The following is a 25310-nucleotide window of genomic DNA, read 5'->3' on the forward strand; positions in this document are numbered from 1 at the left end:
ATCGCACGGAACCCCCTTGCGCAATGGTCAAGAATCATTGACCATTGGGCGCATGCCTGCCGACGATCTTCCCGAGACGTTCCACGTCACCACTGACGAGCAGCTACGCGCCGTCTCCAACCTCACCCGCCACCGGATCATGGCCGTGCTCCGCTTCGAGCCCGCGACGATCACCCAGATCGCCGAGCGGGTGGGCCTCGCGAAGGGCAGTTCCAGCTACCACGTACGGCTGTTGGAGCGGGCCGGCCTGGTGACGGTGGTACGAACGCGGAAGGTCCGGGGGGTCACCGAGCGGTACTACGCCATGGCCGCCCGGTCGATCGTGCTGCCGGACCCGGGCGAGGGCGGCCCGGACATGCTGATGCGGCACGCGGTGGCCGACCTGGAGGCAGCGCCGGCGGACAGCGAGCGGCACGTACGGATGGCGCATCTGCGGCTCACCGACGAGCAGTTCGCGCAGCTGGGGGCGCGGCTGGAGGCACTCGCGGACGAGTACCGGGAGCTGTCCGATCCTTCACTCCCGGACGCCTCGCTCGTCTTCGCACTGTTCCACCCGGCGCCGCGCCGGCAGGCCGAAGGAGACTCCAAGTGACCTCAGAGACAAGGAAGTTGCCGACCGGGTTCGGACGGCTGTGGACCGCACAGACGGTCTCCTCGCTCGGTGACGGGGTGACACATGCCGCCCTGCCGCTGCTCGCGCTGACACTGACGCGGGATCCGATGGCGCTCGCCGTCGTCACGGCCGCCGGTACGCTGCCGTGGCTGCTCTTCGGGGTGCTCGGCGGTGCACTGGTGGACCGCTGGGACCGCCGACGCACGATGTGGGTCACGGACGCGGCACGTGCGGCGCTGCTCGCGATACCGGCTGCCGCCGCCGCGCTCGACGTGCTGAGCATTCCGCTGCTCGCCGCCCTCGCCTTCCTGCTCGGCCTCGGCGGACTCTTCTTCGACACCGCCGCCACGGCCTATCTGCCGGATCTGCTCGGCCGCGACCCCGCGCTCCTGGAGCGGGCCAACTCCCGCCTGCGCGGTGCTCAGACCGCCGCGTCCGGCTTCGCGGGGCCGCCTGCGGGCAGTGCCCTGCTCGTGCTCGGGCGGGCGGTTCCGCTGCTCGCCGACGCGGTGTCGTTCGCGCTCTCGGCACTGCTCGTACGGTCGCTGCCCGCCGCACCCCGGCCCGTACCGCAGGCCCGTGAGTCGCTGCTGCGGCAGGCGCGGGCCGGCGCCTCGTACGTCTTCCGGGATCAGTTGCTGCTCGGGCTCGCGCTGCGTCCGGCGGTCGGGAACATCGCCTTCCTCGCCGTGGAGACCGTACTCGCCCTCTTCGCGCACGACCGGCTCGGCGTCGGCACCTTCGGCTTCGGCCTGCTCCTCACGGCGGAGGCCACCGGCGGTCTGCTCGGCGCGGGCATCGCCTCCTTCCTCGGCCGACGGCTCGGCACCGGCACCGCGCTGACCTGCACGGCCGCAGTCGAGGGACTCGCCATCCTGGGGCTTGCCGCTGCCCCGAACCCGTACGTCGCCGGCTTCGCGCTCGCCGTCTGCGGAGCGGGCATGGGCGCCACGATGGTGCTCGCCCCCTCCCTGCGGCAGACGATCGTCCCCGCCCACCTGATGGGCCGGGTCGCCTCCACCTCCCGCATGCTCGGCATGTGCGCCGCCCCGTTCGGCGCCTTCCTCGGCGGCTGGCTGGCCACCGCCTACGACGTACGCACCCCGCTCTACACCGCCGCCGGCCTCCTCCTGGCGATGACCGCCGTCACCGCGACCATGACCAGCAACCGCCGGGTCGAGGCGGCACTGCGCGACGCTGCCTCGACCGGCGGTCCAGGTCACCCGGAATCCGAGGATCTCGTTCGGGAGGGTGCACCCGCATCGTTGTGACGCTTCACTGAGCGACGTGCTGCGGCACCGCCTCGACGCTCCGCTCGGCCGGGGCGGCCTGCTCGCCCGGGCGGTCGAGGGCCCACGAGACGGCGGCGATCAGGAAGCCGATCACCGCCAGCACCGCACCGACCAGGGCCGGCGAGACCCAGCCGAGCCCGGCGCTGAGTGCGAGGCCGCCGAAGAACGCGCCCTGTGCGTTGGCCAGGTTGAACGCACCCTGGACGGTCGCCGAGGCCAGCGTCGGGGCCCGCCGGGCCTTCTGCAGCACCAGGGTCTGCACGGTCGGTACGGTCGCGAAGCCGAACAGCCCGATCAGCACCACCGTGATCGCGGCCGACCACTCCGTCCTGGCGGTGACCGAGAACGCCGCCAGCGCGAGCGCCATCAGCAGGAAGGCGGCGCAGATGGCCGGTCGCAGCGCGCGGTCGGCGGCGTACCCGCCGATCACGTTGCCGAGCGTCATCCCGACGCCGAACAGCGCGAGCACCACGGTCACCGAGCCCTCCGAGAAGCCGGCCACCTCGGTCAGGATCGGGGTGATGTAGCTGTAGCAGGCGAACAGCCCGGCGCAGCCGAACACCACCGTGCCGAGCGCGAGCCAGAGTTGGCCGCTGCGGAAGGTGGAGAGCTCACGGCGCAGCCCGGCACCGGGGTGGCTCGGCAGGGCGGGGACCAGCCGGGCGATGGCGAAGGTACCGAGCGCGCCGATCCCGACCACCACCAACATCGCGGCCCGCCAGCCGAGTTGCTGGCCGAGCAGGGTGGCGACCGGCACCCCGACGATGTTGGCCACCGTCAGGCCGGAGAACATCACCGAGACGGCCCGGGCCCGCAGGTGCGGGGCGACCAGTTCGGCGGCGGCCACCGCTCCGGCGCCGAAGAACGCGCCGTGCGGCAGGCCGGTGATCAGCCGGGCGGCCGCGAGCAAGGGGAAGGTGGGCGCCAGCGCGCAGAGCAGGTTGCCGACGGTGAAGAGTCCGGCGAGTCCGATCAGCACACCCTTGCGGGGCAGCCGGGCGCAGGCCCCGGTGAGCAGCGGGGCGCCGATCACCACCCCGATCGCGTACATCGAGATCAGCCAGCCGGCCTGCGGGATGGAGACGCCCAGGTCCCCGGCTATCTCAGGCAGCAGGCCCATCGCGGCGAACTCGGTGGTGCCGATGGCGAAGGCGGTGACGGCGAGGGCGACGAGCGCCAGCGGCATGAGGGTTCAACTCCAGGACAGGGGTGGGAGGCGGTCGCCGCTGACCGCCGTACGAGAGGGATCCTACCGAGCGTCAGTGAGCGTACGAATCCGGTGCAGTTCGCCCACGATGTCGCTCAGCGTGCCGCAGTCGGCCGGCGCGGTGGCGGCAACCGGGGTACCCGGCTTCAGGCCGTCGAGGGTGTCGGCCAGGGCGGCCAGTTCGGTGGTGATCCGGTGGGCGGTCGGGGCCGCCGGGGCCGGGCTGCCGTGGTCGAGGCGGACGGCGCAGGCGGTGGTGGCGTCGACGATCCGTTCGGCCCGGGCGGTGACGGGCAGCCAGTTCCGGTCGGCGTGCAGTTCGGCGGCGGCGGTCTCGGCGGCGGCCCTGGCCTCGGCCAGCGCCCGGTAGGCGGTCCGGCGCAGGGCGGCCCGTTCGGGGCCTTCGGGCGCGCCGGAGAGTACGTGGTCGAGGTAGTGGCGGGCGTGCCGCAGCGCGACCGCGAACCGGTGGCCGACGCTGGTGCGGGTCGACGCCAGCCGGGGCAGGTGACCGACCACCAGGACGATCGCGCAGGCCAGCGCGGTGTCGGCGAGCCTGGTGCCGGAGGCCCGGGTGTCACCGCCGAGCGAGACGAAGGCGAGCACCGTGACGGTGATCACGGCGGTCTGGGCGGCGAAGTGACGGCCCGCCAGCGGGATCAGCGCCCCGGCCAGCGTGGCGGCGGCCACCTCCGCCCCGCCGGTCGGCAGCGCGGCGAACAGCAGCACGCCGAGCGCGGTGCCGACGAAGCGGTTGACCACCCGGGAGAACAGCGGGCCGACGTCGGGCTTGACCAGGAACGCGGCGGTGACCGGCAGCCAGTACCAGTAGTCGGCGCTCAGCAGCAGCGCGGCGGCGGTGCTGACGGCGACACAGACCGCGACCCGCAGGCCGTTCTCCCGGCCGACCGGTCCGAGGGGGCGGGCGCCCGGGCGGCTGCGGACCGGCACGGCGGAGGAGTCGGCCGGGTCGGCTGGATCGGCTGGATCGGCGAACGCGAGCGTGGCGTCCAGCACGGCGCGGTCGAAGGCGCTGCGGGCTGCGGTGTCCGGGACCGGGGCGGGCAGCGCACCGGGCGCCGCACCCGCCCGGACGGCGGCGGCCAGCCGCCGCGGGCCCTCGGCGACCCGGGACGGCAGCGGGGCGCCCTCCCAGAGCAGCGCGACACTCGCCTCGCAGAGCGCGGCGGCCGCGGCGAACCGTCCCAGCAGCCGGTGCTGCTCGGACCCGGCGGAGCGCGGGTGCCGCCACAGCCGGAGCGCCTCGTCCGCCTGGTCGAGCGCTCCGGTCAGCCTGCGCCGGGCCGCCKCGGCGGCCGGGGTCCCGACGGCGKCCAGCGCGTCGGCGAGGGCGTCGAAGACGGCGGCCACCGCGTGCCGCTCACCGTCCGCACCGTCCGCGCCGGACGGGCTGACGGTCAGTCGGAGCAGCAGCGGCCAGAGCGCCCCGGCCAGGAAGCACAGCGCGGTCACCCACGGCGGCGACCCGAGCGGCATCCCGGCACCCACCGCCGTCAGCACCAGCAGTTGGACGGCGGCGGCCGCGCAGACCGGCCCCGCCACGCTGGCCGCCCCCGAGACCAGCCCGACCAGGGTGAGCAGCGGCAGCGCCCACCAGCCCGGCGCCAGGCCGCCGAAGAACCCGAGCGCACCGGCCAGGGCCGGTACGGCGATCCGGACGGTGGCCACCCGGCGGGTGCCGGGCCGGTCGTTGAGGGTGGCGAACATCGCGCCCAGGCCCGCCGCGATCGCCGCCGGCCGGTGCCCGGTGGCCAGGCCGAGGGCCAGCACCGGGCCCATCCCGAGCGCGCCCCTGAGCAGGGCGGGCCAGGGCACGGGGCCCCGCTGCCAGCGGAACGGATGGGTGAGCCAAGCCGGCGGCTGGGGCACGGTCCTCCTCGTACATAGGTCTGTGCCGCCAGCCTACGAGCGGCAGTTGTCGGTCCCGCTGCGTCGCCGTTACGGGAACGTGACCATCCGTCTGATCCCGGCCAGGTGCCAGAATGGCCAACCGGCGCGCTCTACCCGATCGCGTGCCGGGAGGAGAACGACCGTGTCGGACGCCCTGCTCGCCGCCCTGGACGTCGGCGGGACCAAGATCGCGGCAGCGCTGGTCTCCCCCGACGGCGCGGTACTGGCCAGGACCCGGCGGCCCACCCCGGCGGACCGGGACGGCGAGGCCGTGCTCGCGGCGGCCGCCGAGGCGCTCGCCGAACTGGCCGAATCCGCGCACTGGTCGCAGGTGGCCGCGCTCGGCATCGGCAGCGCGGGACCGGTGGACATCTCCCGAGGGACCGTCAGCCCGGTCAACATCCCCGGCTGGCGCGGGTTCCCGATCGTCGAACGGATCGCCGCGCACCCGGCCGTCAAAGGCCTGCCGGTGACGCTGGCCGGGGACGGCATCGCGATCGCGGCGGCCGAGCACCGGTACGGCGCGGCCCGGCCCTACCGGAACGCGCTCTGCCTGGTGGTGTCCACCGGCGTCGGCGGCGGACTGGTGCTGAACAACGAGCTGCACACCGGCACCACCGGCAACGCCGGGCACATCGGCCACATCTCGGTCGACTTCGACGGCGAGTCCTGCCCCTGCGGCAGCCGGGGCTGTCTGGAGCGCTACGCCAGCGGCACCGCGATCGCCCGGCACGCCCTGGCCACCGGCTGGCGTCCGCCCGCTGACGACGCGTCGGCCGTCGCGGTCGCCGCCTCGGCCCGGTCCGGCGACCCGCTCGCCCTCGCCGCCTTCGACCGCGCCGCCCGCGCCCTGGCCGCCGGCATCGCCGCCACCGCCACCCTGGTCGAGCTCGACGCCGTAGTGATCGGCGGCGGCGTAGCGGAGACCGGCGACCTGCTGTTCTCCCCCCTCCGCACCCACCTGACCACCTACGCCGCCCTCCCCTTCGCCGCCTCCCTCCACCTGCACCGGGCCCAACTCGGCACCGACGCAGGCCTGGTAGGCGCGGCAGCGGTGGCCGCAGCGCTCCTCGAGCCCTGAGACCGACCGGCTATGGCAAGGAGCAGCCGCACAGTGGTCTGGACGATCACCCCAGACGGCCTCGGCGCAACCAGGCTGCGCAGGGCGGACGGCCAAGCAGGACAGCGACAGAGACGGAGGCCGGCCCTCTGCCCGGGGCCGGCTCACCGGCAGTCCGGGGGCGCAGCGGGCAAGCCAGTCGAGCCGGGCCGGGATCGGACAGCACCACTGCAACCGTTGGACGGGCAAGACAAAGAAGCACCGCCCACGAACGGCCCAACAACGAAGAGGCCCGCGGCAACATGCCTACTGTGCTGATGTGCTTATCCGTCGAATTGTTTCAGTTGCCCCAGCAGCCCTGGCCGTGCTGGCGATGGCCGGCTGCGGTTCAGGTGGCGGCACGCCCGGCCCCACCCCGAGCAGCAAACCCGCAGCCACCGCGACGACGCCTCTGGCCAGCACCACTCCCACGGCATCCTCTCCCCCGGCCACGCCCACAGCCATGCGCAGCAGCACCGCCGCGAGCGTTCCAGCGGCGTCCGGTACTGCGGTCACCACCGAGCCCTCGCCCCCCAGCCGTACGGCCACCAGCAGTGGGGGCGGGAGCGGAGCATGCTCCATCACCACCAACGCGGGGAACTGCTACAAGGCCGGCGAGTACTGCCGCAAGAGCGACATCGACCGCTCCACCACCGATGCCCACGGCCAACCCATCACCTGTACCCGCGAAGGCGTCGACGGCTCACAACCCCACTGGCGCTGACCACACTCTCGGCCCGGCACGAGCGAGGCGAGAACGCACGGCAGCACCCGGACAGGAAGCTCCGACCCAGAACCGCGAGCACCGGCCTGACGACCCGTGACCTGTCCCAACGAGGTCTGTTGAGCCTCGGTCTGACCACGCCAGACTCTTGGCCCGGCTTCGGGTCGGTCCTGGAGGCGACTGCTGAGGTCACGAGGGTGTACGGCTTCGGGGATCCGGCGAGTTGCCGACGTCGAATCCTGGGCTGATGCGGCTAATCGGAACTGATGGGCATGGTGTTGAGCTGGGGATTGTGGGCTACCAGTTCCCCGACGCGGTTGATCCGCGGCAGCTTCGCAGCTGGCTGGTTGTTGAAGGGACTGCCTACTGCGCGCAGACGTTCAGCTCCATCGGACCGGCACTGGTCCAGGTGAGGGCGAAGGCCAACGGCTGCCGGACGGTGCCACCGAGGTCCGCTCCGCCGCGATCGACACCCAGCAGGGCCCGGTCCAGCGGGTCGCCGTGCCCGCCACCACGCCGACGACGTTCTGCGGGATCCAGTACCTGACCCGCGCCGCCTGGGGGGCGGACGAATCCAAGCGGTTCAAGAACGGGGCCGAGAACACACCGACCGCGTTCTACCCGCTGCAGTCGCTGACCGGCCACCACAGCGCCGGCAAGCTGGTCACCGCCTTCCACAACGCCGGCTACAACTCCGGCAACCTGGGCATCGCGCTGCTCGGCACCCTCACCGGCCAGCAGGCCACCGCGGCGGCCCGCCACTCGCTCACCGCGCTGCTCGCCGGGCTGTCGCTCTGGCACGACCTGGACCCCGAGGCGGACATCACCTATGTGAACCCAATCAACGGTGTCACCAAGGCGGTCGAGACCATCAGCGGCCACCGCGACTGGCTGGCCACCGACTGCCCCGGCACCCTGATGTACGACGCCCTTCCCGCACTTCGCTCCGAGGTCGCCCGGCTCGTCGGCGGGGCCCGCTGAGACACCCCGCCAACTCACCGGCCGGGCCGGTCCGGTGACGACGTGACACCGCTCCACGTCCCCGTACTGCAGGGCCACGGCCTCCGTCCGCTCGGCCGGATGGCCGAGGGCCGCCCGCATCCGTTGGCTGTGGGCAGCCCTCGACGGCGTCGCACCGGACCGCTGCCGCCCGGTCGTGAGATTCAACAACTCGCCGATCGCGCCCGGGCGGTAGTGCGGCAGCTCAGGCGAAGTCCTCCCGAACACGCGGAAGCCGCCCACCAGGCACGGCGCGCAGGTCGCAGCCTCAGAAACCACCGAACCCGAAATAGGTGCTGGAGGGTCCGTAATGGCGTCGCCGCCCGGCCTGGACCTGCTCCGGGGTGAGGTCTGTTCGGGCAATGCCGCCCCGGGGTCCATCGCCTCCTCCAGGGTCTGCAGACAGATCCGGAACATGCGGCCCGCACTCGATCACTCGAGCAGCGTGTACCCCCAAACCGGCGCCCCCGGGGCGCCGTTCATCGCAGCGACGCGCTGCCTGCGCTCCCCCGGCTCACGTCGGCGCCTCTCCTGCTCCCACCGTTCCTGCCGCTCGCGCTGCTCGCGCTCCCGACGCTCGCGTTCGGCGTGGATGTACGGCGTGAAATCGCCGGCCTGCTCGCGGAAGTCCCGGTACGCGGTCAGCACGCCGTGGCGCAGACGCACCATCGTGGCCTCGTGAGTGGCGCGCAACCGCCGGTTGCGCAGAGCGTGCCGAGCCTTCCAGAACGGGCGCACGGCACCCCGGACCCAGCGCAGATGGAGCTGCGCCGCGTCCCGCTGCTCGCCCACCCGCGCCATGGCTCGCCGAGTGTCTCGGTCGCGGCCTGCCAGCGCTGCGCGTCGACGGCGGACGCGTGGTGATGGCACGTCAACGGAGGGCACCCCACGCCCTTTCTGACGCATCAAGGTGTCGAAGCCGCGGCGCAGGTCGGCGACCGTGACCATCGGTCCGGGCTGGTGTTCCGTCATGTCGGCTTCCCCCCGACCGTGTGACGAATGTGGCAGTTCCGCTCATCGCCTCCTCATGATTCGCGCAAGACCCTTCCCGTGACGAACGATCTCTGACAGAGTCGTCCGCTATCCGGGACGGGGTCCACGGGGAATGCTCAAGTTCGTACTGCGAAGCCTGCGCGGGACTTGACGGTACCGGCCACCCCCGCCCCCAAGCACGTCGAGCTGCCGGCCGGCCCGCGACCCACGGCGGAGGTGGCCGCACGGCAGGGCACCCTCCCCTACCTGGGCCCGACCACCGAGGCGCCGCCCGCCGACCCGCGCCGCACGGAGGAATCATGAGCGCCCGTCAGACCGTCCTCCCGGCGGCCCCGGAGCAGCCGGACCCCAAGACGCCCCCGGCCCGCGCCGCCGCTCCCTGGGTCCGCACCCGGCTGCGCGCCATGCCTGCCGCCGCTCTGCTGACCGCCCTGCTCGCGCTGGTCACCGCCTTCCTCGCCGCTGCCCTCCCGCTGACCGGGGACCGGGGCGCCGACCGGGCGCTGCGCGGCTACCTGGCCGACGCCGGGCTCGACTCCACCGGCCTGCACGCCAGTGCGCGCAGCCAGACCGGGAACGAGATCGGCGGTCTCGACTCCGTCGCGAAGCTGCTCACCGAACGGATCGGCACCCGCTTGCCGCTCGACCCGGGCGGCCTGGTGTACGGCGCGGCCGGCGCGCGCTGGACGAACCTCGCCACCCCGGGGCTGGCCGCCCCGGACGGAGTCCCTCCGCAGCTCTCCCTGATGTACCTGCACGATGCCCCGGCCCACGTACGGCTGACGGAGGGTCAGTGGCCGACCGGCCGGCCGCAGGAGGGCGAGCCCTACCCCGTGGTGCTCTCCGAGGCAAGCGCCAGGACCCTGGGCGCCCGCCTCGGCCAGGTGCTGGACGAGGGCCCGGACCCGAAGAACCCCCGGCCGGCCCAACGGGTCAAGGTAGCCGGCCTCTTCACCGCCGATCCGAAGGACCCGTTCTGGATCGGCCACGGCTGCGCGCTGAATGCCTGCCAGCGGTTCACGCCGCTGCGGCCACCGGACCGGTACTGGCAGGCCGCCGCACTGGTCAGCCCCGAGTACGTCCGGACGGTGGCCGCCTGGGGGCAGGGCAGCCAGGACTTCTGGCGGCTGCCGGTCGACACCCGGGAACTGCGGGCCGACCGGCTCGCGGACACCTCCGCCGCGCTGGCCACCGTCACTTCCGGACCGGTCGCCGCCTCCCTGGCCACCGAGAGCCGACGCACCGACCTGCGGATGCAGTCCCAACTGCGCACCCTGATCGACCAGGCCCGGGACCGGCAGGCCGCCGCCACCACACTGACCTCGGTCGGCCCCGCCGGAGCCGCCGGCGTGGCCGCCGTAGTGCTCTGCCTGGCCGCCGCGCTGGCGGCCGACCGCCGGATCACCGAGCTGCGACTGCTCCGGGCACGCGGCGCCAGTACGGGCTGGCTGGCCCGTCGGCTGCTCGCCGAGGGCCTCCTCACCGTGCTGCCCGCCGCCGCGGTCGGCACCGCCACCGCCCTGCTGCTGTTCCCGACCTACCGTCACACCACCGCGCTGGTCGCAGCGGTGACGGTCACCCTGCTCGCCTGGCTGGCGTTCCCGGTCCGGGCAGTGCTCGCCCTGCGGCCGCCCCGGGCCGCCACCCGCCGCCGTCTGATGGCCGAACTCGTCGTCCTGGCCGCCACGGTGGCCGCCGTGACGCAGGCCCGCCGCCGGGGCGTGACCCCGGTCGGCGAGGGCATCGACCCACTGCTGGTGGCTGCCCCAGTGCTGCTCGCCCTGACCGGAGCGGTGCTGCTGTCCCGACTCCAGCCACTGCTGGTCGGACTGGCGGCCCGGTGGTCCGCCCGCCGCTCGGGCGCGGTGACCTTCCTCGGACTGACCCGCGCCGCCCGGGGCGGCCCCGGCGGACGGCCCTCGGTACTGCTGCTGCTCGCCCTGCTGCTCGCGGTCGGCTGCGCCGCCTTCGGCTCCACCGCGCTGGCAGGGGTGACCGCCGAGCGCGCCGCCTCCGCCCGCTACCGGGTCGGCGGGGACGCCGTCGTCCGGTCCACCGCGCCGGGCACCCTCCCGGCCGGCTTCGCCGAGGCCGCCGCCCTACTGCCCGGCGTCCGCGCATCCCTCCCGGTCCGCACGGACGACGACCTGACCCTCACCTCGGAGAACGGCGGCTGGTCCCAGGTCAACCTGGTGGCCGCCGACCCCGAGCCGTACGCCGAGGTGGCCCGGACCGCCGGGCGCGGCACCTTCGACCCGGCCCTGCTCGGGCCCGCCAAGAACGACATGGTGCCCGCACTGGTCAGCCCCGACCTGCCGCAGGGCAACTACCGCCTCTACCTGCCCACCGGAATGGTGCGGATCCACACCGTCGGCACCATCACCGCCAGCCCGGCGGCGTTCGGTACCGCCGTCTCGACCGTGCAGATCGCCTTCATGGACACCCTCGGCCCGCCCAACCTCTGGATGGCCACTGGCCCGGTGGACGAGTCCGCTCTGCGCGCGCTGGCCGAACGGAGCTTCCCCACCGTCGACGACCCCGACCAGCCCGAGGCCAAGGCACCCGGCTTCAGCCTCCACACCAGCACCGAGGCGGAACGCGAGCTCGGCGAGGAGCCGCTCCAGCAGGCCGCCGAGCGGACCTTCTGGGCCGCAGTCGCCACCACCGCTCTCTACGCGGTGCTCGCCGTACTGCTCACCCTGGTCCGGGCCGCACCCGAACGGGCCGCCCTGCTGGCCCGACTGCGCACCATGGGCCTGAGGCCCCGTCAGGGGATGGCCCTCGTCCTCGCCGAATCACTGCCGCCGGTGCTGCTCGCCACAGCCGGCGGGGCCGGAGTGACGGTGGTCGCGGTACTGCTGCTCGGCCCAGCCGTGGACATCTCCCCGCTGGTCGGCACCGCCGTCGAGCCCGGCCTGCGACTGCTCTCCGGCCCGATCACCACCCAAGCCCTCGGCCTGGCCGTACTGGCCGCCCTCGCGGTCCTGGCCGAAGCCGCCGTCACCGCCCGACGCCAGATCACCACCGAACTGAGAGCAGGTGACCGGTGACCACCACCCCCACCGAACCCGGCCGACCGCTGAGCGGTGTGCCGTGTGGCTCCACTGCCACTTGAGGCGGAGGCATTACCAACAAGCCTCAACAGCGTCAGCCCGCTGTCCATCGGAGGTCTCGGTGATCGCGTCCACTGCCCTGGAGTCGCGGTCGGGCCCTGACCACGGCGTCCTTTTCCGTCGCGCATCCTCAGCCGGCTGCCTACAGCTGGTACCAGTCGTCCCCGCCGATACGCAGCGATCGCCCGAGATAGTCCCGTAGGTCGTTGGCCACCCACCGGCGGCTGTCGCTCTCGTGCTCCCAGACGAAGATGTCCGGCCGCTGCGGCCGCTGCACGAAGGCGAATTGGTCACCGCCCCCGTTGCTCCCGAAGAACAGAAGGGCATCGAACGGCATGTACAGCTGAGCGAAGGACTCGCCGGACCAGAAGAGGAGGTTCTGCTCGACGATCTGATCGCAGTTCCAGACCGTGTCCACGTGAGAGTGGCCGACCACCCCGTTGCTCTCCTGAAGCAACTGCTTGAGCTCGGTCGGCAGGGTTCGCCCCAGCCGCCTCTCAGCCTCGACCATCGCGGACAGCTCAGCGGGCGCCCGGAGCCCTGCCCCGGGAAAGATCTCCTGCACTGCTTGCTTCCACATGATCGCAAGCTTAGGACGACGCCGCTGGGACTCGGACGTCTTCGGTCCACTGCGACGGAGCGACCGGCCCACCACTTCGGGATCGTTGAGGGACTCTGGTCAGAGCCAAATCAGGCAGCGTCACAGCGCTGTCCGACGACGGACTTGCCCAGTGAACACCGGGGAGGGAGTACGGGAACACCCTCGCAGGCTGCTCGCTGCGGATCAGTCACACACCGCCGTCGTGGAACAGGCCCGCGCACACCCTCATCGGGACCGGCTTGATGTCGGTGCTCCAGTCGCCCTGGTCACCGGGCGGCTGCAGAGCCGGCGTCGGCGGGCAGTTCGGGCAACGGCCAGGCGGAGTCCGGCGTCCAGGTGGGCCGGCCGCCGAGGAACGGCCCCCTGCGGTCGTCGAGCATGGAGATCGCCCGGCCACGGGCCTGCTCGACCTGGTGGTGGAGGTGGTCGTCGATCACGCCGAGGCGGCGCATGTGCGCGTACCCGGCCTCGTCCTTCCAGTGGTACCCGGACAGGTCGGGGCTGACGACCAGGTCCAGGCACAGGTCCAGGGTGTCGATGCCGACGCCGGGGCGACGCAGGAATGGCTTCTCGAAGTTGACGTACCAGCGCAGCGGCTCGCCGGTGGCGGCGTCCTGGAAGCAGTGCACGGAGAACCACTCCCCCGCCAGGAAGTGGCTCAGCAGTGCGGTGCCGGTCCAGCGGTAGCGGTCCAGGACCCAGGTGCCGGCCGCGAACTCGGCCAGGACATCCTCTCGCAGGCCCTGCGCACCGGCCCGGGTCGACGCGACCCAGGCCGTCGGGGCCAGGCTCTCGATCCCCGGCCAGTAAGTCAGCCCTCCTTCACCGCCCGCTGCTGGTGCACCCGCAGGTGCAGCGTGGCCAGGTCCAACAGCGGCGTGGCAACCCCCAGTTCGCGGGCTCGGGCCACCAGGTCGCCGAGCAGCTGCTCGACCTCGGCCGGCCGGCCGGCCACCACGTCGCGGTACATCGATGAGACCAGCGGCGACCCGCTCTGCGTCACCATGTCCTCGACCAGGACGAGTTCGGCCGCCGGGACGGGGTGTCCGGCGGCAGCCGCCACCGCGGCGGCCTCGGCCAGCACGGCCGTGGCGAAGGCGGTGCCGCCCGGCACCGCGCTGATCTCGCCGACCGTGCCGCGCAGCAGGCAGGTGACCGCGCCGACGGTGCTGATGAAGACCCACTTGTGCCACATCGCACCGATGATGTCGGCCGACGCACTGCCGTCGATCCCGGCGTCCCGGAGGACGACCGCGATCTCCTCCGCCCGCTCCGACGGCCCGCTCTGCGCGCCCACCGTCAGCACGGCCAACGGCGCCAGCCGGACGATGTCGCCGTCCTCGTTCAGCGTCGTGACCACCTTGGCGACGCCGCCCAGCACCGCCGTGCTGCCGAACCGGGCGTTCAGCTGCTCCAGGTGCGCCATCCCGTTGAGCACCGGCACCAGCACCGTGCCCGGGCCGACCGCCGGGGCGACGTCCTCGATGCTCTGCGCCAGTGCGGTGGCCTTCACCGTCAGCAGCACCACGTCGTACGGCGAGCCGAGCGAGGCGGCGGTGACCAGCTGAGGGGTGATCACCTCTTCCTCTTCGGGGCCGACGATCCGCAGCCCGCGCTCCCGCAGCACTGCCGCCCGGCTGGGGCGGACCAGGAAGGTGACGTCCTGTCCGGCCTGGGCGAGCCGGGCACCGAAGTAGCCACCGGTCGCTCCGGCGCCGACGATCAGAATCCTCATCAGGGGTGGGACCTCTCTCGGTTCGGGGTGGTCACTCCGCCACCCGCAGCAGCAGCTTGCCGGTCGAGGTCCGGCCGCCCATCAGCGCATGGGCCTCGACCGCCCGGGCGAGCGGGAACTCCGCCGTGACCGGCAGCCGCACGCCCCCCTCGGTGACCGTACGGAACGCCCGCTCGGCCAGTTCGCGCAGCGCCCCGGGGTCCGTCCGGGCAAGTGTCAGGATGGAGAAGGCCGCCACCGAGCGGCCGTGCGTGGCGAGCTCCGACTGCCCGAGCTGCCAGGGCAGTTCACCACCCGCGTTGCCGTAGGACACCAGCCGACCGTACACCGCCAGCGCGTCCAGGCCGCGCCGCAGGGTGCTGCCGCCCACCGGATCGAGCAGCAGGTCCACGCCTCGGCCGCCGGTGGCGCGGCGGGCCTGCTGCGCGAAGTCCGACTCCGAATCCACGAACACCTCGTCGTAGCCGAAGCCGCGTGCGTACTCGGCCTTGGCCGCCGAGGAGACCACGCCGTGGACCGCGCCCGCGCCCGCCGCCCTCGCCAACTGCCCGACCACGGTGCCGACTCCGCCCGCCGCACCGTGCACCAGGATGCTCTCCCCCTTCTGCAGCCGCCCGACCCGGTGCACCAGCGCGTACGCGGTCGGCAGCACGGTGGGGAGGGTGGCGGCGGTTCGCAGGTCCAGGCCCGGGGGCAGCGCGAAGACCGTGGCCGCCTCGGCGAGCGCCACCTCCGCGTAGCCGCCGCCGGCGGTGAGCGCGGCCACCTGCTGACCCGGCGTCAGCCCGGTGACCCCGGCGCCGACGGCGCGCACCACGCCCGAGACCTCCAGCCCCGGTACGTACGGGAGGGCGGGCACCCGGTAGCCCTCCTCCCTGGCCTTGAGGTCCGCGAAGTTCACCCCGGCGTAGGCCACGTCGACGGTGACCTGCCCCGGCCCCGGCTCGGGCGCCTCGGCCTCCACCGACCCGAGCACCTCGGGACCGCCGTACTCCTTGAACTCCACCGCGCGCATGACAGAACCACCCCTCGCATGTGTTCAATCGAAAGCGAACACTCGAAGTGTATGATTCTCATCGAACACCAGGCAAGAGGAGATCCGTATGCCGGACCAGACGGCGAGCAGCGGCCACCGCGCCGCCCCGGTCCACCGGGACCCCGACCAGGTCCCGGTGGAGACCGCCCTGTCCGCCCTCGCCGATCCGGTCCGGATCCAGCTGATCCGCGAGCTCGCAGGGGACGCCGACTGGACCCGCAGCTGCGGCGGCTTCGACGTCCCGGTCGGCAAGGCGGCGCTCAGCCACCACTTCACCGTGCTGCGCGCGGCCGGCCTGGTCGAGCAGCGCGACCAGGGCGCCAAGCGGGTCAACCGGCTGCGCCGGGCCGAGTTCGACGCCCGCTTCCCCGGCCTGCTGGCCCTGGTGCTGCGCCCCGAACACCCCGCCTGACCAGGCGTTCCGCACTCCCCGGCAAGCCTCCGCACCGCGTGGGACCATGGCAGGACGGAAGTGCGACCCCCGGGCGGTGGTCCGATACATGCGTACCGATGAGCCGGGCCCCGATCCCCTCCCGTTCGACCTCGCGGGCGGCGAGCCGGATCAGGGCGGCCTGCTGATGGTCCCGATCGCCACGGCGCTGATCGCGGCCGACGGCCGCATCCTGCACTGGAGCGCTGACGCCCAGGCACTGCTCGGCTACTCACCGGACGAGGCGGTCGGCGCCCGGGCCGCCCAGCTGCTGGTCACCGAGGACCAGCGCCCCGACGTGCAGGCACTGTTCCGGGGCATCCTGGAAGGCCGGGCCTGGTCCGGGATCTTCCCGGTGCTGCACCGCAACGGCCACCACGTGAACCTGGAGTTCCGCACCCATCCCGTGCTCGGCCCGGAGGGGCGCCCGCTGGTGCTCGCGGTGGCCTCGGACGTCACCGCCGTGCACCGGTTGCGGGCCGACCTCGCGGTGCTGGACGGCTTCTTCACCCAGTCCCCGGTCGGCATGGCGGTGTACGACACCGAGCTGCGCTTCGTCCGGCTGAACGAGGCGCTGGCCCGCACCAACGGCCTGCCGGTCACCGACCAGCTCGGCCGCCGGATCACCGAGGTGCTGCCCGGCATCAACGGCACCGAGATCGAGGCGGTGATGCGGCGGGTGCTGGAGACCGGCGAGGCGGTGATCGACGCCCGCTCGCACGGCCGCACCCCCGGCGACCCGGCCCACGACCACGCCTGGTCCGCCTCGTACTTCCGGCTGGAGCGCCCCGAGGGCGGGGTGCTCGGGGTGAGCTCGACCATCGTCGACGTCACCGAGCGGTACCGCGCCGAGTCCGAGGTGGCCCGGGCGCAGCAGCGGCTCGCGCTGCTCAACGAGGCCAGCACCCGGATCGGCACCACCCTCGATCTGGCCCGCACCGCCCAGGAGTTGGCCGAGGTGGCGACCCCCGACCTGGCCGACACGGTGGTGGTGGAGGTGCTGGAGCCGCTGGCCCGGGGCGAGACGGCCGCGCCGCCCAGCCCGGCGGACCGCTCGGCCGTGCTGCGCCGGATGGCCTTCCACACCGTGCCGGGTTCGGCGATGACCCCGCTCGCCGAGATGGACAGCGTGCACCGCTACCCCCCGTCGACTCCGTACGCCTGGGCGCTGGCCCACCGGCGCCCGGTGCTGCTGCCCTCGATCGAGGGTTCCACGCTGCACTGGTTCGCCGACGTCCCCGAACTGACCGAGCAGATGCGCGAGGACGGCGTCCGCTCCCTGATGGTGGTGCCGCTGATCGCGCGCGGGGCCGCGGTCGGCCTGGCCGCGTTCTACCGGAACCTGACGGAGCGTCGCTACGACCAGGACGACCTGGCACTGGCCGCCGAGCTGGCTTCCCGGGCCGCCGTCGCGGTGGACAACGCGCTGCTCTACACCCGCGAGCGGGACGCGGCCCGGCAGCGGCAGCAGGCGCTGGACGCGACGCACGCCGCCCAGCAGCGTCTGCTGCTGCTGAACGAGGCCAGCACCCGGATCGGCACCACCCTCGATCTGCAGCGCACCGCCCGGGAGTTGGTGGAGGTGGTGCTGCCCCGGTTCGCCGACTTCGTCACCGTCGACCTGCTGGAGTCGGTCCTGGAGGGCGAGGAGCCGGCCCCGCCGCCGGACGAGGGGCCCGCGATGCTGCGCGCGGTCGCGGTGGGCGAGATACAGGGGTCGGTGGTGATGGCCGGGGCGGCCGATCCGGTCGGCGCGGCGAGCAAGTCGGCGAAGCTGTACGCGGAGAGCCTGCGCACCCGGCGGTCGATCCTGGTACCCGAGGTGGACGAGGCGGCGCTGCACCGGATCGTCGCCACGCCGGACCGGGTGGCCCCGAGCCTGAGCGCCGGGGTGCACTCGTACCTGATGGTGCCGCTGCTGGCGCGCGGGGTGGTGCTGGGCGGTGCGGAGTTCATCCGGACCGGCAACACCCCGGAGCCGTTCACCGAGGACGACGTGGCGCTGGCCGAGGAGTTGGCGGCCCGGGCGGCGGTCTGCATCGACAACGCCCGGCTGTACCGGCGGGAGCGGGAGACCGCGCTGACCCTGCAGCGCAGCCTGCTGCCGCAGGAGGTGCACCACACGCTCGGGCTCGAGCTGGCCCACCGCTACCTGCCGAGCAGCGCGATCAGCGAGGTGGGCGGCGACTGGTTCGACGTGGTGCCGCTCTCCGGCGGGCGGGTCGCGCTGATCGTCGGGGACGTGATGGGCCACGGCATCCGGGCCGCCGCGACGATGGGCCAACTCCGTACCGTGGCGAGGACGCTGGCCACCCTGGAGCTGGAGCCCGCCCGGGTGCTCCGGCGCCTGGACGAGGCGGCGGTGGCGCTCGGCGAGGGCCAGTTCGCCACCTGCGTCTGCGTCGTCTTCGATCCGCTGGACCACTCCTGCACCGCCGCCTCGGCCGGCCATCTGCCGCCGGTGATCGCCGCTGCGGACGGCACCGCCGAACTGCTCGAACTCCCCTCCGGCGCACCGCTGGGCGTCGGCGGAGTGCCGTTCGAGAGCCGGCGCTTCACCCTGCCCGAGGACAGCATCCTGGTGCTCTACACCGACGGCCTGGTGGAGCGGCGCGGGCATGACCTGGACGACGGACTCGACCTGCTCCGCCGGACGGTGGCCGACCGGCGGGCCACCCTGGAGCAGACCTGCGACGCCGTGCTGGCCGCGCTGGACGCCCCCGCCGGCCAGGACGACGTGGCCGTGCTGATGGCACAGGCCCGCCCGGTCGGAGCAGACCGGTTCGCGGTGCTGCCGCTGGCCGACGACCACGCGATGGTCGGCCACGCCCGCCGCTTCGTCCGGCGCACCCTCACCGACTGGGGCCTGGGCGGCCTGATCGACCAGGCCGAGCTGCTGACCAGTGAGCTGATCACCAACGCCCTGGTGCACGCGGGCTCGCCGGTCGAGCTGCGTGTCCTCCGCGACCGCGTCCTGACCATCGAGGTCGCCGACGTGGACAGCCGCCCGCCCCGGCTCCGGCACGCCCGGGAGGCGGACGAGGGCGGCCGCGGGATGTACCTGGTCAACGAGCTGGCCCACCGCTGGGGCAGCCGGGCCACCGAAGAAGGCAAGGTCGTCTGGTACGAGCTGGAACCGCCGCCGGGCTGACGGCCGTACACCGATCCGATCGGGAGGACCCCATGTCCATCAGCAGACTCGTCACCCTGCCGTGCGGACGGCGCGGCAAGTGGGTGGTGCTGGTGATCTGGCTGGCCCTGCTGGTGCTGACCGGACCGCTGGCCGCCAAGCTGACCGACGCCGAGGACAACGAGGCGTCCAGCTGGCTGCCCGGCTCCGCCGAGTCGACCCAGGTCCTGGTCGCCCAGCGCGCCTTCCAGCCCGTCGACACCGCGCAGGCCGTGGTGGTCTACGAACGGGCCGGCGGCCTGACCCCGGCCGACCGGGTGGCGGCGGCCCGCGACGCGATGGCCTTCCCGGACGCCCCGCACGTCCGGGGCCCGGTAGTCGGCCCGGTCCCGTCGGCGGACGGCCAGGCGATGCAGACCATCGTGCCGGTCGACATCGGCACCGGCGGCTGGCAGGACCTGCAACCCGCCGTGGACAGCCTGCGGGCCACCGCCGCCGACGACAGCCAGGGCATGGTCACCCACGTCACCGGACCCGCGGGGATCGGCGCCGACCAGGCGGAGGCCTTCGCCGGGATCGACAGCACCCTGCTCATCGCCACCGTCAGCGTGGTGATCGTCCTGCTGCTGCTCACGTACCGCAGCCCCGTGCTGTGGGTGCTGCCGCTGCTGTCGGCCGGGGCCGCCCTGACGGTGGCCCAGGCCGTCATCTACCTGCTGGCGACGCACTCCGGACTGACCGTCAACGCGCAGAGCGCGGGCATCCTGATCGTGCTGGTGCTCGGCGCGGGGACGGACTACGCCCTGCTGCTGACCGCCCGCTACCGCGAGGAGCTGAGACGGCACGAGGACCGGCACGAGGCGATGGCGTACGCCCTGCACCGAGCCGGACCGGCGATCGGCGCCAGCTCGGCCACCGTGATCGCCTCGATGCTCTGCCTGCTGGTCGCCGAGATGAACTCCACCCGGGGCCTCGGCCCGGTCTGCGCGATCGGCGTGCTGGTCGCGCTGCTGGCCATGGTCACCCTGCTGCCCGCCCTGCTGGTGGTGCTCGGCCGCTGGGTGTTCTGGCCGGTCCGCCCGGCGTACGGCACGCCGGAGCCGACCGCGCACGGCCGCTGGGCCCGGGTCGGCGGCGCGATCGCCCGTAAGCCGCGCCGGATCTGGATCGGCACCGGCCTTGCGCTGGCCGCCTGCTGCCTGGGGCTGTTCGCGCTGAACGCGGGCGGTCTGAGCCAGGCCGGGAGTTTCACCGGCACGCCGGACTCGGTCACCGGCCAGCAGGTGCTGAACCAGCACTTCCCCGGCGGCACCGGCGCCCCGCTCACCGTGCTCAGCGCCGCCGACCGGGCCGGGCAGGTCCGGACGGCCACCGTCACCACCCCCGGCATCTCGGCCGCCACCGAACCGACGGTCCGTCAGGGCACCGCGCTGTTCTACGCCACGCTGACCGATCCGCCGGACAGCCAGGCCGCCAAGGACACCGTCGACCGGCTGCGCACCACCGTGCACGCCGTCCCCGACGCCGACGCCCAGGTGGGCGGCAGCACGGCCATCATCCTGGACGCCGGGCGGGCCGCCGCGCACGACAACCAGGTGATCATCCCGCTGGTGCTGGGCGTGGTGCTGGTGATCCTGGCCGGGCTGCTGCGGGCGATCACGGCGCCGCTGGTGCTGATCGCCACCGTGGTGCTCTCCTACGCGGCGGCGCTCGGGCTGAGCGCACTGGCCTTCAAGTACATCTTCGACTTCGAGGGCTCGGACCAGTCGTTCCCGCTGTTCGTCTTCGTCTTCCTGGTCGCGCTGGGCATCGACTACAACATCTTCCTGATGACCCGGGTCCGCGAGGAGGCCCTGCACCGAGGTACCAAGGACGGCGCGGTGGCCGGCCTGGCCGCGACCGGCGGAGTGATCACCTCCGCCGGCCTGATCCTGGCCGCCACCTTCGCCGTCCTGGGCACCCTGCCGATCGTCGGACTGGCGGAGATCGGCTTCGCGGTCGCCCTCGGCGTCCTGCTGGACACCCTGGTGGTCCGCTCCGTCCTGGTCACGGCCCTGACCATGGACCTCCGCCACCGGATGTGGTGGCCGTCGAAGCTGCCCGACTGACGACTCCGGCTACTCCGGGGTGACGTACGCCCCCGAGATGCCGCCGTCCACCAGGAAGGTGTTCGCCGTCATGAACGAGGAGTCGTCACTGGCCAGGAAGGCCACCGCCGCCGCGATCTCGGACGGCTCCGCGAAGCGGCCGAGCGGGATGTGCACCAGGCGGCGGGCCGCCCGCTCCGGGTCCTTGGCGAACAGCTCCTGGAGCAGCGGGGTGTTCACCGGCCCCGGGCAGAGCGCGTTGATCCGGATGCCCTCCCGGGCGAACTGCACGCCCAGCTCGCGCGACATCGCCAGCACCCCGCCCTTGGAGGCCGAGTAGGAGATCTGCGAGGTGGCCGCGCCCATCACCGCGACGAACGAGGCGGTGTTGATGATCGAGCCCTTGCCCTGCCGCTGCATGTGCGGGATGGCGTACTTGCAGCACAGGTACACACTCGTCAGGTTGACCTCCTGGACCCGCTTCCAGGCCTCCAGCCCGGTGGTCAGGATCGAGTCGTCCTCCGGCGGCGAGATGCCCGCGTTGTTGAAGGCGATGTCCAGGCTGCCGTAGGTGTCCACGGCCTGCTGGTACATCGCGATCACCGCCGCCTCGTCGGTCACGTCGGCCTGGATGAACAGGCCGCCCACCTCGTTGGCGGCCTTCTCGCCGCTCTCCGGGTCGAGGTCGACGCAGACCACCTTCGCCCCCTCGGCGGCGAACCGCTTCGCGGTGGCCAGGCCGATCCCGCTGCCTGCTCCGGTGATGACGGCCACCCGGCCGTCCAGACGCTTGGTCATGGCTACTGCTCCTCCGTTGCGATGAAGACGTTCTTGGTCTCGGTGAAGGCGTTGAGGGCGTCGGGGCCCAGCTCCCGGCCCAGGCCGGACTGCTTGAAGCCGCCGAACGGGGTCGAATAGCGCACCGAAGAGTGCGAGTTGACCGAGAGGTTGCCCGCCTCGACGCCGCGTGCGACCCGCAGCGCGCGGCCGATGTCCCTGGTCCAGATCGAGCCCGACAGGCCGTACTCGGTGGCGTTGGCGATCCGCAGCGCGTCCGCCTCGTCCCGGAACGGGACCACACTGACCACCGGGCCGAAGACCTCCTCGGTGAACGCCCGGTCGTCCGTCCGACCCGGCGTCAGCACGGTCGGCGGGAACCAGAAGCCGGGGCCGTCCGGGCAACTGCCGACAAGATAAGGGTCGTTGACGTACGAGGCGACCCGTTCCCGGTGCGCGGCCGAGATCAGCGGCCCCATCTCGGTCTTCTCGTCCGTCGGGTCGCCGACCCGGACCGCCCGTACGGCGGCCTCGAAGGCGGCCATGAACTCGTCCAGCACACTCGCCTGGACCAGGATCCGGGAGCGGGCGCAGCAGTCCTGCCCGGCGTTGTCGAAGACCGCGCCCGGCGCCGAGGCCGCCGCCTTGGCCAGGTCCGCGTCGGCGAAGACGATGTTGGCGCTCTTGCCGCCGAGTTCGAGGGTGACCTGCTTGACCTGCGCGGCGCACCCGGCGGCCACCGCCTTGCCGACGGCGGTCGAACCGGTGAAGACCACCTTGCGGACGGCCGGGTGGGTGACGAACCGCTGCCCGACCACGGGGCCGCGCCCGGGCAGTACCTGGAAGACATCCTCGGGGAGGCCTGCCTGCCGGGCGAGTTCGGCCAGCCGCAGAGCGGTCAACGGGGTGAGCTCGGCTGGCTTGAGGACCACCGTGTTGCCGGCTGCCAGCGCGGGAGCGAAGCCCCAGGCCGCGATCGGCATCGGGAAGTTCCACGGCACGATGATGCCGACCACGCCCAGCGGCTCCTGGAAGGTCAGGTCCACTCCCCCGGCCACCGGGATCTGCCGGCCGAACAGCCGCTCGGGGGCGGCGGCGTAGTACTCGATCACGTCCCGGGCGTTGCCGGCCTCCCAGCGGGCGTTGCCCACCGTGTGGCCCGCGTTGGCGATCTCGAGCTGCGCCAGGTGCTCCCGGTCGGCGTCCACGGCGGCGGCGAAGGCCCGCAGCAGCCGGGCCCGGTCGGCCGGGGCGACCCGGCGCCAGCTGTCGAAGGCGGCCGCGGCCCGCGCGATGGCGGCGTCGGTCTCGGCGAGCGAGGTCATCGGGACGCTGGCGATCACCTCCTCGGTGGCGGGGTTGACCACCTCGAAGAGGTCGGGCTCCGCACTGCTCACTGGGTGCTCTCCTTGATCAGGGCCTGGAACAGGCGCGGGTCGCTGGGGTCGGTCTCGGGATGCCACTGCACGCCCAACACGAAGCGCTCGCCCGGCAGTTCGACCGCCTCGACGGTGCCGTCGGTGCTGCGGGCGGTGACCGCCAGGCCCTCGCCCGGGCGGCCGACGGCCTGGTGGTGGTAGCAGCGCACCTTGGCGTGGCCGCCGAGGATCGCGGCCAGCCTGCTGCCGGGTGCGGTCTCGACCTGCTGCCACTGGAAGGTGGCCGGGGCGACCTGGTGGTCCGGCGGGTCGAGGTGCTGGACCAGATCGCCGCCGAGCGCGACGTTCAGCAGCTGCATGCCCCGGCAGACGCCGAGCAGCGGCAGTCCGCTGTCGATCGCCGCCCGGGTGAGCGCGAACTCCCAGCCGTCCCGGGCCGGTTGCGGCTCCCCGGTGCGCGGGTGCGGCTCGGCCCCGTACGAGGCCGGGTCGAGGTCGGGGCCGCCCGCCAGCACCAGCCCGTCCAGCCGGGCCAGCACCCAGGCGGCGCCCGCCGGGTCCTGCGGCGGCAGCAGGACGGGCAGGCCGCCGGCCTGTTCGACGGCCTCGACATAGCTTTGCGGGATCAGCGCGGCGGGCTGCCGCCAGACGCCCCAGGCCGCCTCGTCCCGGTAGCTGCTGACGCCGATCAGCGGACGCTCCGTCGGATGATTCGTCACAGCCGCTCGAATCCGCGGCGCCGCTCCCAGTCGGTCACCGCCGCGTCGTAGGCGGTGAGTTCGACCCGACCGGCGTGCGTGTAGTGCCGGACCACGTCCTTGCCGAAGGCCAGCGCAGCGACCTCGCTGGCCTCGAAGGCGGCCACCGCGTCGCGCAGCGTGCTGGGCACCCGGGGCGCGTCCGAGGCGTACGCGTTGCCGGTGAACTCGGGCTCCAGGGCGAGCTGTTGCTCGACCCCGTGCAGCCCGGCGGCGATCAGTGCGGCCAGCGCCAGGTACGGGTTGACGTCCCCGCCGGGCACCCGGTTCTCGAACCGGAGCGAGGGGCCGTGGCCGACCACCCGCAGCGCGCAGGTCCGGTTGTCCCGGCCCCAGGCGACCGCGGTGGGCGCGAAGCTGCCCGGCACGTACCGCTTGTAGGAGTTGACCGTCGGTGCCAGCAGCAGCGAGAACTCGGCCAGGCAGGCGAGCTGCCCGGCCAGGAAGTGCTCCATCGTGCGGGAGAAGCCGCCCGGCCCGTCGCCGGCGAAGACCGGCCTGCCCTGCTCGTCGCGCAGACTCAGGTGCACGTGGCAGGAGTTGCCCTCGCGCTCGTTGTACTTCGCCATGAAGGTCAGGCTGTACCCCTCCTGGTCGGCGATCTCCTTGGCGCCGGTCTTGTAGACCGCGTGGTCGTCGCAGGTGGCCAGCGCGGGGCCGTACTTGAAGGCGATCTCGTGCTGGCCGAGGTTGCACTCGCCCTTGGCCGACTCGACGGTCAGCCCGGCGCCGGTCATCTCGTTGCGCAGCCGGCGCAGCAGCGGCTCGATCCTGGAGGTGCCCAGGACGGAGTAGTCGACGTTGTACTGGTTGACCGGGGTGAGCCCGAAGTAGTCCTTCTGCCAGGCCTGTTCGTAGCTGTCCTTGAAGACGATGAACTCCAGCTCGGTGCCCGCGTACGCCTGCCAGCCGTACCCGGCCAGCCGCTCCAGCTGCCGACGCAGCACCTGCCGCGGCGAGACCGCGACGGGGGTGCCGTCGTGCTGGAGCACGTCGCACTGGACCATCGCGGTGGCCGGGTGCCAGGGCACCATCCGCAGCGTGGCGAAGTCGGGCTTGAGCACGAAGTCGCCGTAGCCGGTCTCCCAGGAGGAGACCTCGTAGCCGTCCACGGTGTTCATGTCGATGTCCACGGCGAGCAGGTAGCCGCAGCCTTCGGCCGCGTTCTCGACCACCTCGTCCAGGAAGTGCCCGGCGGCGATCCGCTTGCCCTGGAGCCGGCCCTGCATGTCGGTGAGGGCGAGCACCACGGTGTCCACGGCGCCGCTGCCGATCAGCTCGCGCAGCCGGTCGAGGGTGAGGCGGGGGCTGCTCATCGGGGACCTCCGTGGGCACCCTCGGCGTTAGCCGGGGAAGGAAGCGGACTGCCTGCGGGGTAGGTCAGGGGGCTGTGTTTCGCAGCCAGGGCGCCCCGCTGTGCGGGCGG

At 73.2% G+C, this 25310-nt stretch carries 21 protein-coding genes; 10 read left to right on the top strand and 11 right to left on the bottom strand.

The genetic code is table 11. The features are described from left to right. Positions 1–52 precede the first annotated feature (52 nt). Together ACXJMZ_RS09870 and ACXJMZ_RS09875 are read left to right on the top strand one after the other, a co-directional pair. On the top strand, positions 53–592 hold the full coding sequence (locus tag ACXJMZ_RS09870; RefSeq protein ID WP_457029608.1) for an ArsR/SmtB family transcription factor: 540 nt from the start codon (positions 53–55) through the stop codon (positions 590–592). Further along, entirely contained in the window at positions 589–1884 is a 1296-nt protein-coding gene (locus ACXJMZ_RS09875) for an MFS transporter (RefSeq protein WP_457029609.1), read from the top strand. Before ACXJMZ_RS09870 ends, ACXJMZ_RS09875 begins: the two co-directional genes overlap by 4 nt. Positions 1885–1888: 4 nt before the next feature. Here ACXJMZ_RS09875 and ACXJMZ_RS09880 read toward each other — a convergent pair whose 3' ends face one another. Next, on the bottom strand, positions 1889–3091 hold the full coding sequence (locus tag ACXJMZ_RS09880; RefSeq protein WP_457029610.1) for an MFS transporter: 1203 nt from the start codon (positions 3089–3091) through the stop codon (positions 1889–1891). 63 nt (positions 3092–3154) lie between these two features. Beyond that, positions 3155–5002, bottom strand: a complete 1848-nt coding sequence (locus ACXJMZ_RS09885) for an FUSC family protein (RefSeq protein WP_457029611.1) — start codon at positions 5000–5002, stop codon at positions 3155–3157. 163 nt (positions 5003–5165) lie between these two features. On the opposite strand from ACXJMZ_RS09885, the gene ACXJMZ_RS09890 reads away from it, so the two are divergent. The 3 genes from ACXJMZ_RS09890 to ACXJMZ_RS09900 all read left to right on the top strand — a co-directional run bounded on the left by ACXJMZ_RS09890 (position 5166) and on the right by ACXJMZ_RS09900 (position 7827). Beyond that, positions 5166–6104, top strand: coding sequence for an ROK family protein (locus ACXJMZ_RS09890; protein ID WP_457029612.1), 939 nt, complete (start codon positions 5166–5168; stop codon positions 6102–6104). 481 nt (positions 6105–6585) lie between these two features. Then, entirely contained in the window at positions 6586–6846 is a 261-nt protein-coding gene (locus ACXJMZ_RS09895; RefSeq protein WP_457029613.1) for a hypothetical protein, read from the top strand. 501 nt (positions 6847–7347) lie between these two features. Then, entirely contained in the window at positions 7348–7827 is a 480-nt protein-coding gene (locus ACXJMZ_RS09900; protein ID WP_457029614.1) for a peptidoglycan recognition protein family protein, read from the top strand. A 450-nt stretch (positions 7828–8277) separates the two neighbouring features. On the opposite strand, the gene ACXJMZ_RS09905 is transcribed toward ACXJMZ_RS09900, so the two are convergent. Continuing rightward, positions 8278–8817, bottom strand: a complete 540-nt coding sequence (locus tag ACXJMZ_RS09905) for a hypothetical protein (RefSeq protein WP_457029615.1) — start codon at positions 8815–8817, stop codon at positions 8278–8280. Between the two features lie 168 nt (positions 8818–8985). On the opposite strand from ACXJMZ_RS09905, the gene ACXJMZ_RS09910 reads away from it, so the two are divergent. Both ACXJMZ_RS09910 and ACXJMZ_RS09915 read left to right on the top strand, forming a co-directional pair. Further along, positions 8986–9141 carry a hypothetical protein gene (locus ACXJMZ_RS09910; RefSeq protein WP_457029616.1) on the top strand — a complete coding sequence of 52 codons (156 nt, stop codon included), beginning with the start codon at positions 8986–8988 and terminating at the stop codon, positions 9139–9141. Next, positions 9138–11888 carry a hypothetical protein gene (locus ACXJMZ_RS09915; protein WP_457029617.1) on the top strand — a complete coding sequence of 917 codons (2751 nt, stop codon included), beginning with the start codon at positions 9138–9140 and terminating at the stop codon, positions 11886–11888. Before ACXJMZ_RS09910 ends, ACXJMZ_RS09915 begins: the two co-directional genes overlap by 4 nt. Before the next feature lie 205 nt (positions 11889–12093). On the opposite strand, the gene ACXJMZ_RS09920 is transcribed toward ACXJMZ_RS09915, so the two are convergent. From ACXJMZ_RS09920 to ACXJMZ_RS09935, 4 genes are all read right to left on the bottom strand, one after another. Beyond that, positions 12094–12531: an SMI1/KNR4 family protein gene (locus ACXJMZ_RS09920; protein WP_457029618.1), complete on the bottom strand. Its 438-nt coding sequence runs from the start codon at positions 12529–12531 to the stop codon at positions 12094–12096. Positions 12532–12818: 287 nt separating this feature from the next. Further along, positions 12819–13367 carry a DUF402 domain-containing protein gene (locus ACXJMZ_RS09925; protein ID WP_457029702.1) on the bottom strand — a complete coding sequence of 183 codons (549 nt, stop codon included), beginning with the start codon at positions 13365–13367 and terminating at the stop codon, positions 12819–12821. Beyond that, positions 13364–14287 carry a ketopantoate reductase family protein gene (locus tag ACXJMZ_RS09930; RefSeq protein ID WP_457029619.1) on the bottom strand — a complete coding sequence of 308 codons (924 nt, stop codon included), beginning with the start codon at positions 14285–14287 and terminating at the stop codon, positions 13364–13366. Before ACXJMZ_RS09930 ends, ACXJMZ_RS09925 begins: the two co-directional genes overlap by 4 nt. 31 nt (positions 14288–14318) lie before the next feature. Continuing rightward, positions 14319–15302 carry a quinone oxidoreductase family protein gene (locus ACXJMZ_RS09935; protein ID WP_457029620.1) on the bottom strand — a complete coding sequence of 328 codons (984 nt, stop codon included), beginning with the start codon at positions 15300–15302 and terminating at the stop codon, positions 14319–14321. Positions 15303–15390: 88 nt separating this feature from the next. Between ACXJMZ_RS09935 and ACXJMZ_RS09940 the strand changes: the two genes are divergently transcribed. From ACXJMZ_RS09940 to ACXJMZ_RS09950, 3 genes are all read left to right on the top strand, one after another. Continuing rightward, entirely contained in the window at positions 15391–15735 is a 345-nt protein-coding gene (locus ACXJMZ_RS09940) for an ArsR/SmtB family transcription factor (protein WP_457029621.1), read from the top strand. Positions 15736–15823: 88 nt separating this feature from the next. Then, positions 15824–18904, top strand: a complete 3081-nt coding sequence (locus tag ACXJMZ_RS09945; RefSeq protein WP_457029622.1) for a SpoIIE family protein phosphatase — start codon at positions 15824–15826, stop codon at positions 18902–18904. Between the two features lie 32 nt (positions 18905–18936). Beyond that, positions 18937–20991, top strand: a complete 2055-nt coding sequence (locus ACXJMZ_RS09950) for an MMPL family transporter (RefSeq protein ID WP_457029623.1) — start codon at positions 18937–18939, stop codon at positions 20989–20991. Positions 20992–21000: 9 nt separating this feature from the next. On the opposite strand, the gene ACXJMZ_RS09955 is transcribed toward ACXJMZ_RS09950, so the two are convergent. The 4 genes from ACXJMZ_RS09955 to ACXJMZ_RS09970 are packed head-to-tail and all read right to left on the bottom strand — an operon-like array spanning position 21001 to position 25200. Next, entirely contained in the window at positions 21001–21768 is a 768-nt protein-coding gene (locus tag ACXJMZ_RS09955) for a 3-oxoacyl-ACP reductase (protein WP_057233577.1), read from the bottom strand. Between the two features lie 2 nt (positions 21769–21770). Continuing rightward, positions 21771–23144, bottom strand: a complete 1374-nt coding sequence (locus tag ACXJMZ_RS09960; protein WP_457029624.1) for an aldehyde dehydrogenase family protein — start codon at positions 23142–23144, stop codon at positions 21771–21773. Beyond that, positions 23141–23845: a gamma-glutamyl-gamma-aminobutyrate hydrolase family protein gene (locus tag ACXJMZ_RS09965; protein WP_457029625.1), complete on the bottom strand. Its 705-nt coding sequence runs from the start codon at positions 23843–23845 to the stop codon at positions 23141–23143. Before ACXJMZ_RS09965 ends, ACXJMZ_RS09960 begins: the two co-directional genes overlap by 4 nt. Continuing rightward, positions 23842–25200 carry a glutamine synthetase family protein gene (locus ACXJMZ_RS09970; RefSeq protein WP_457029626.1) on the bottom strand — a complete coding sequence of 453 codons (1359 nt, stop codon included), beginning with the start codon at positions 25198–25200 and terminating at the stop codon, positions 23842–23844. Before ACXJMZ_RS09970 ends, ACXJMZ_RS09965 begins: the two co-directional genes overlap by 4 nt. Positions 25201–25310: the final 110 nt, after the last annotated feature.

This window comes from Kitasatospora sp. P5_F3 (assembly GCF_054049135.1).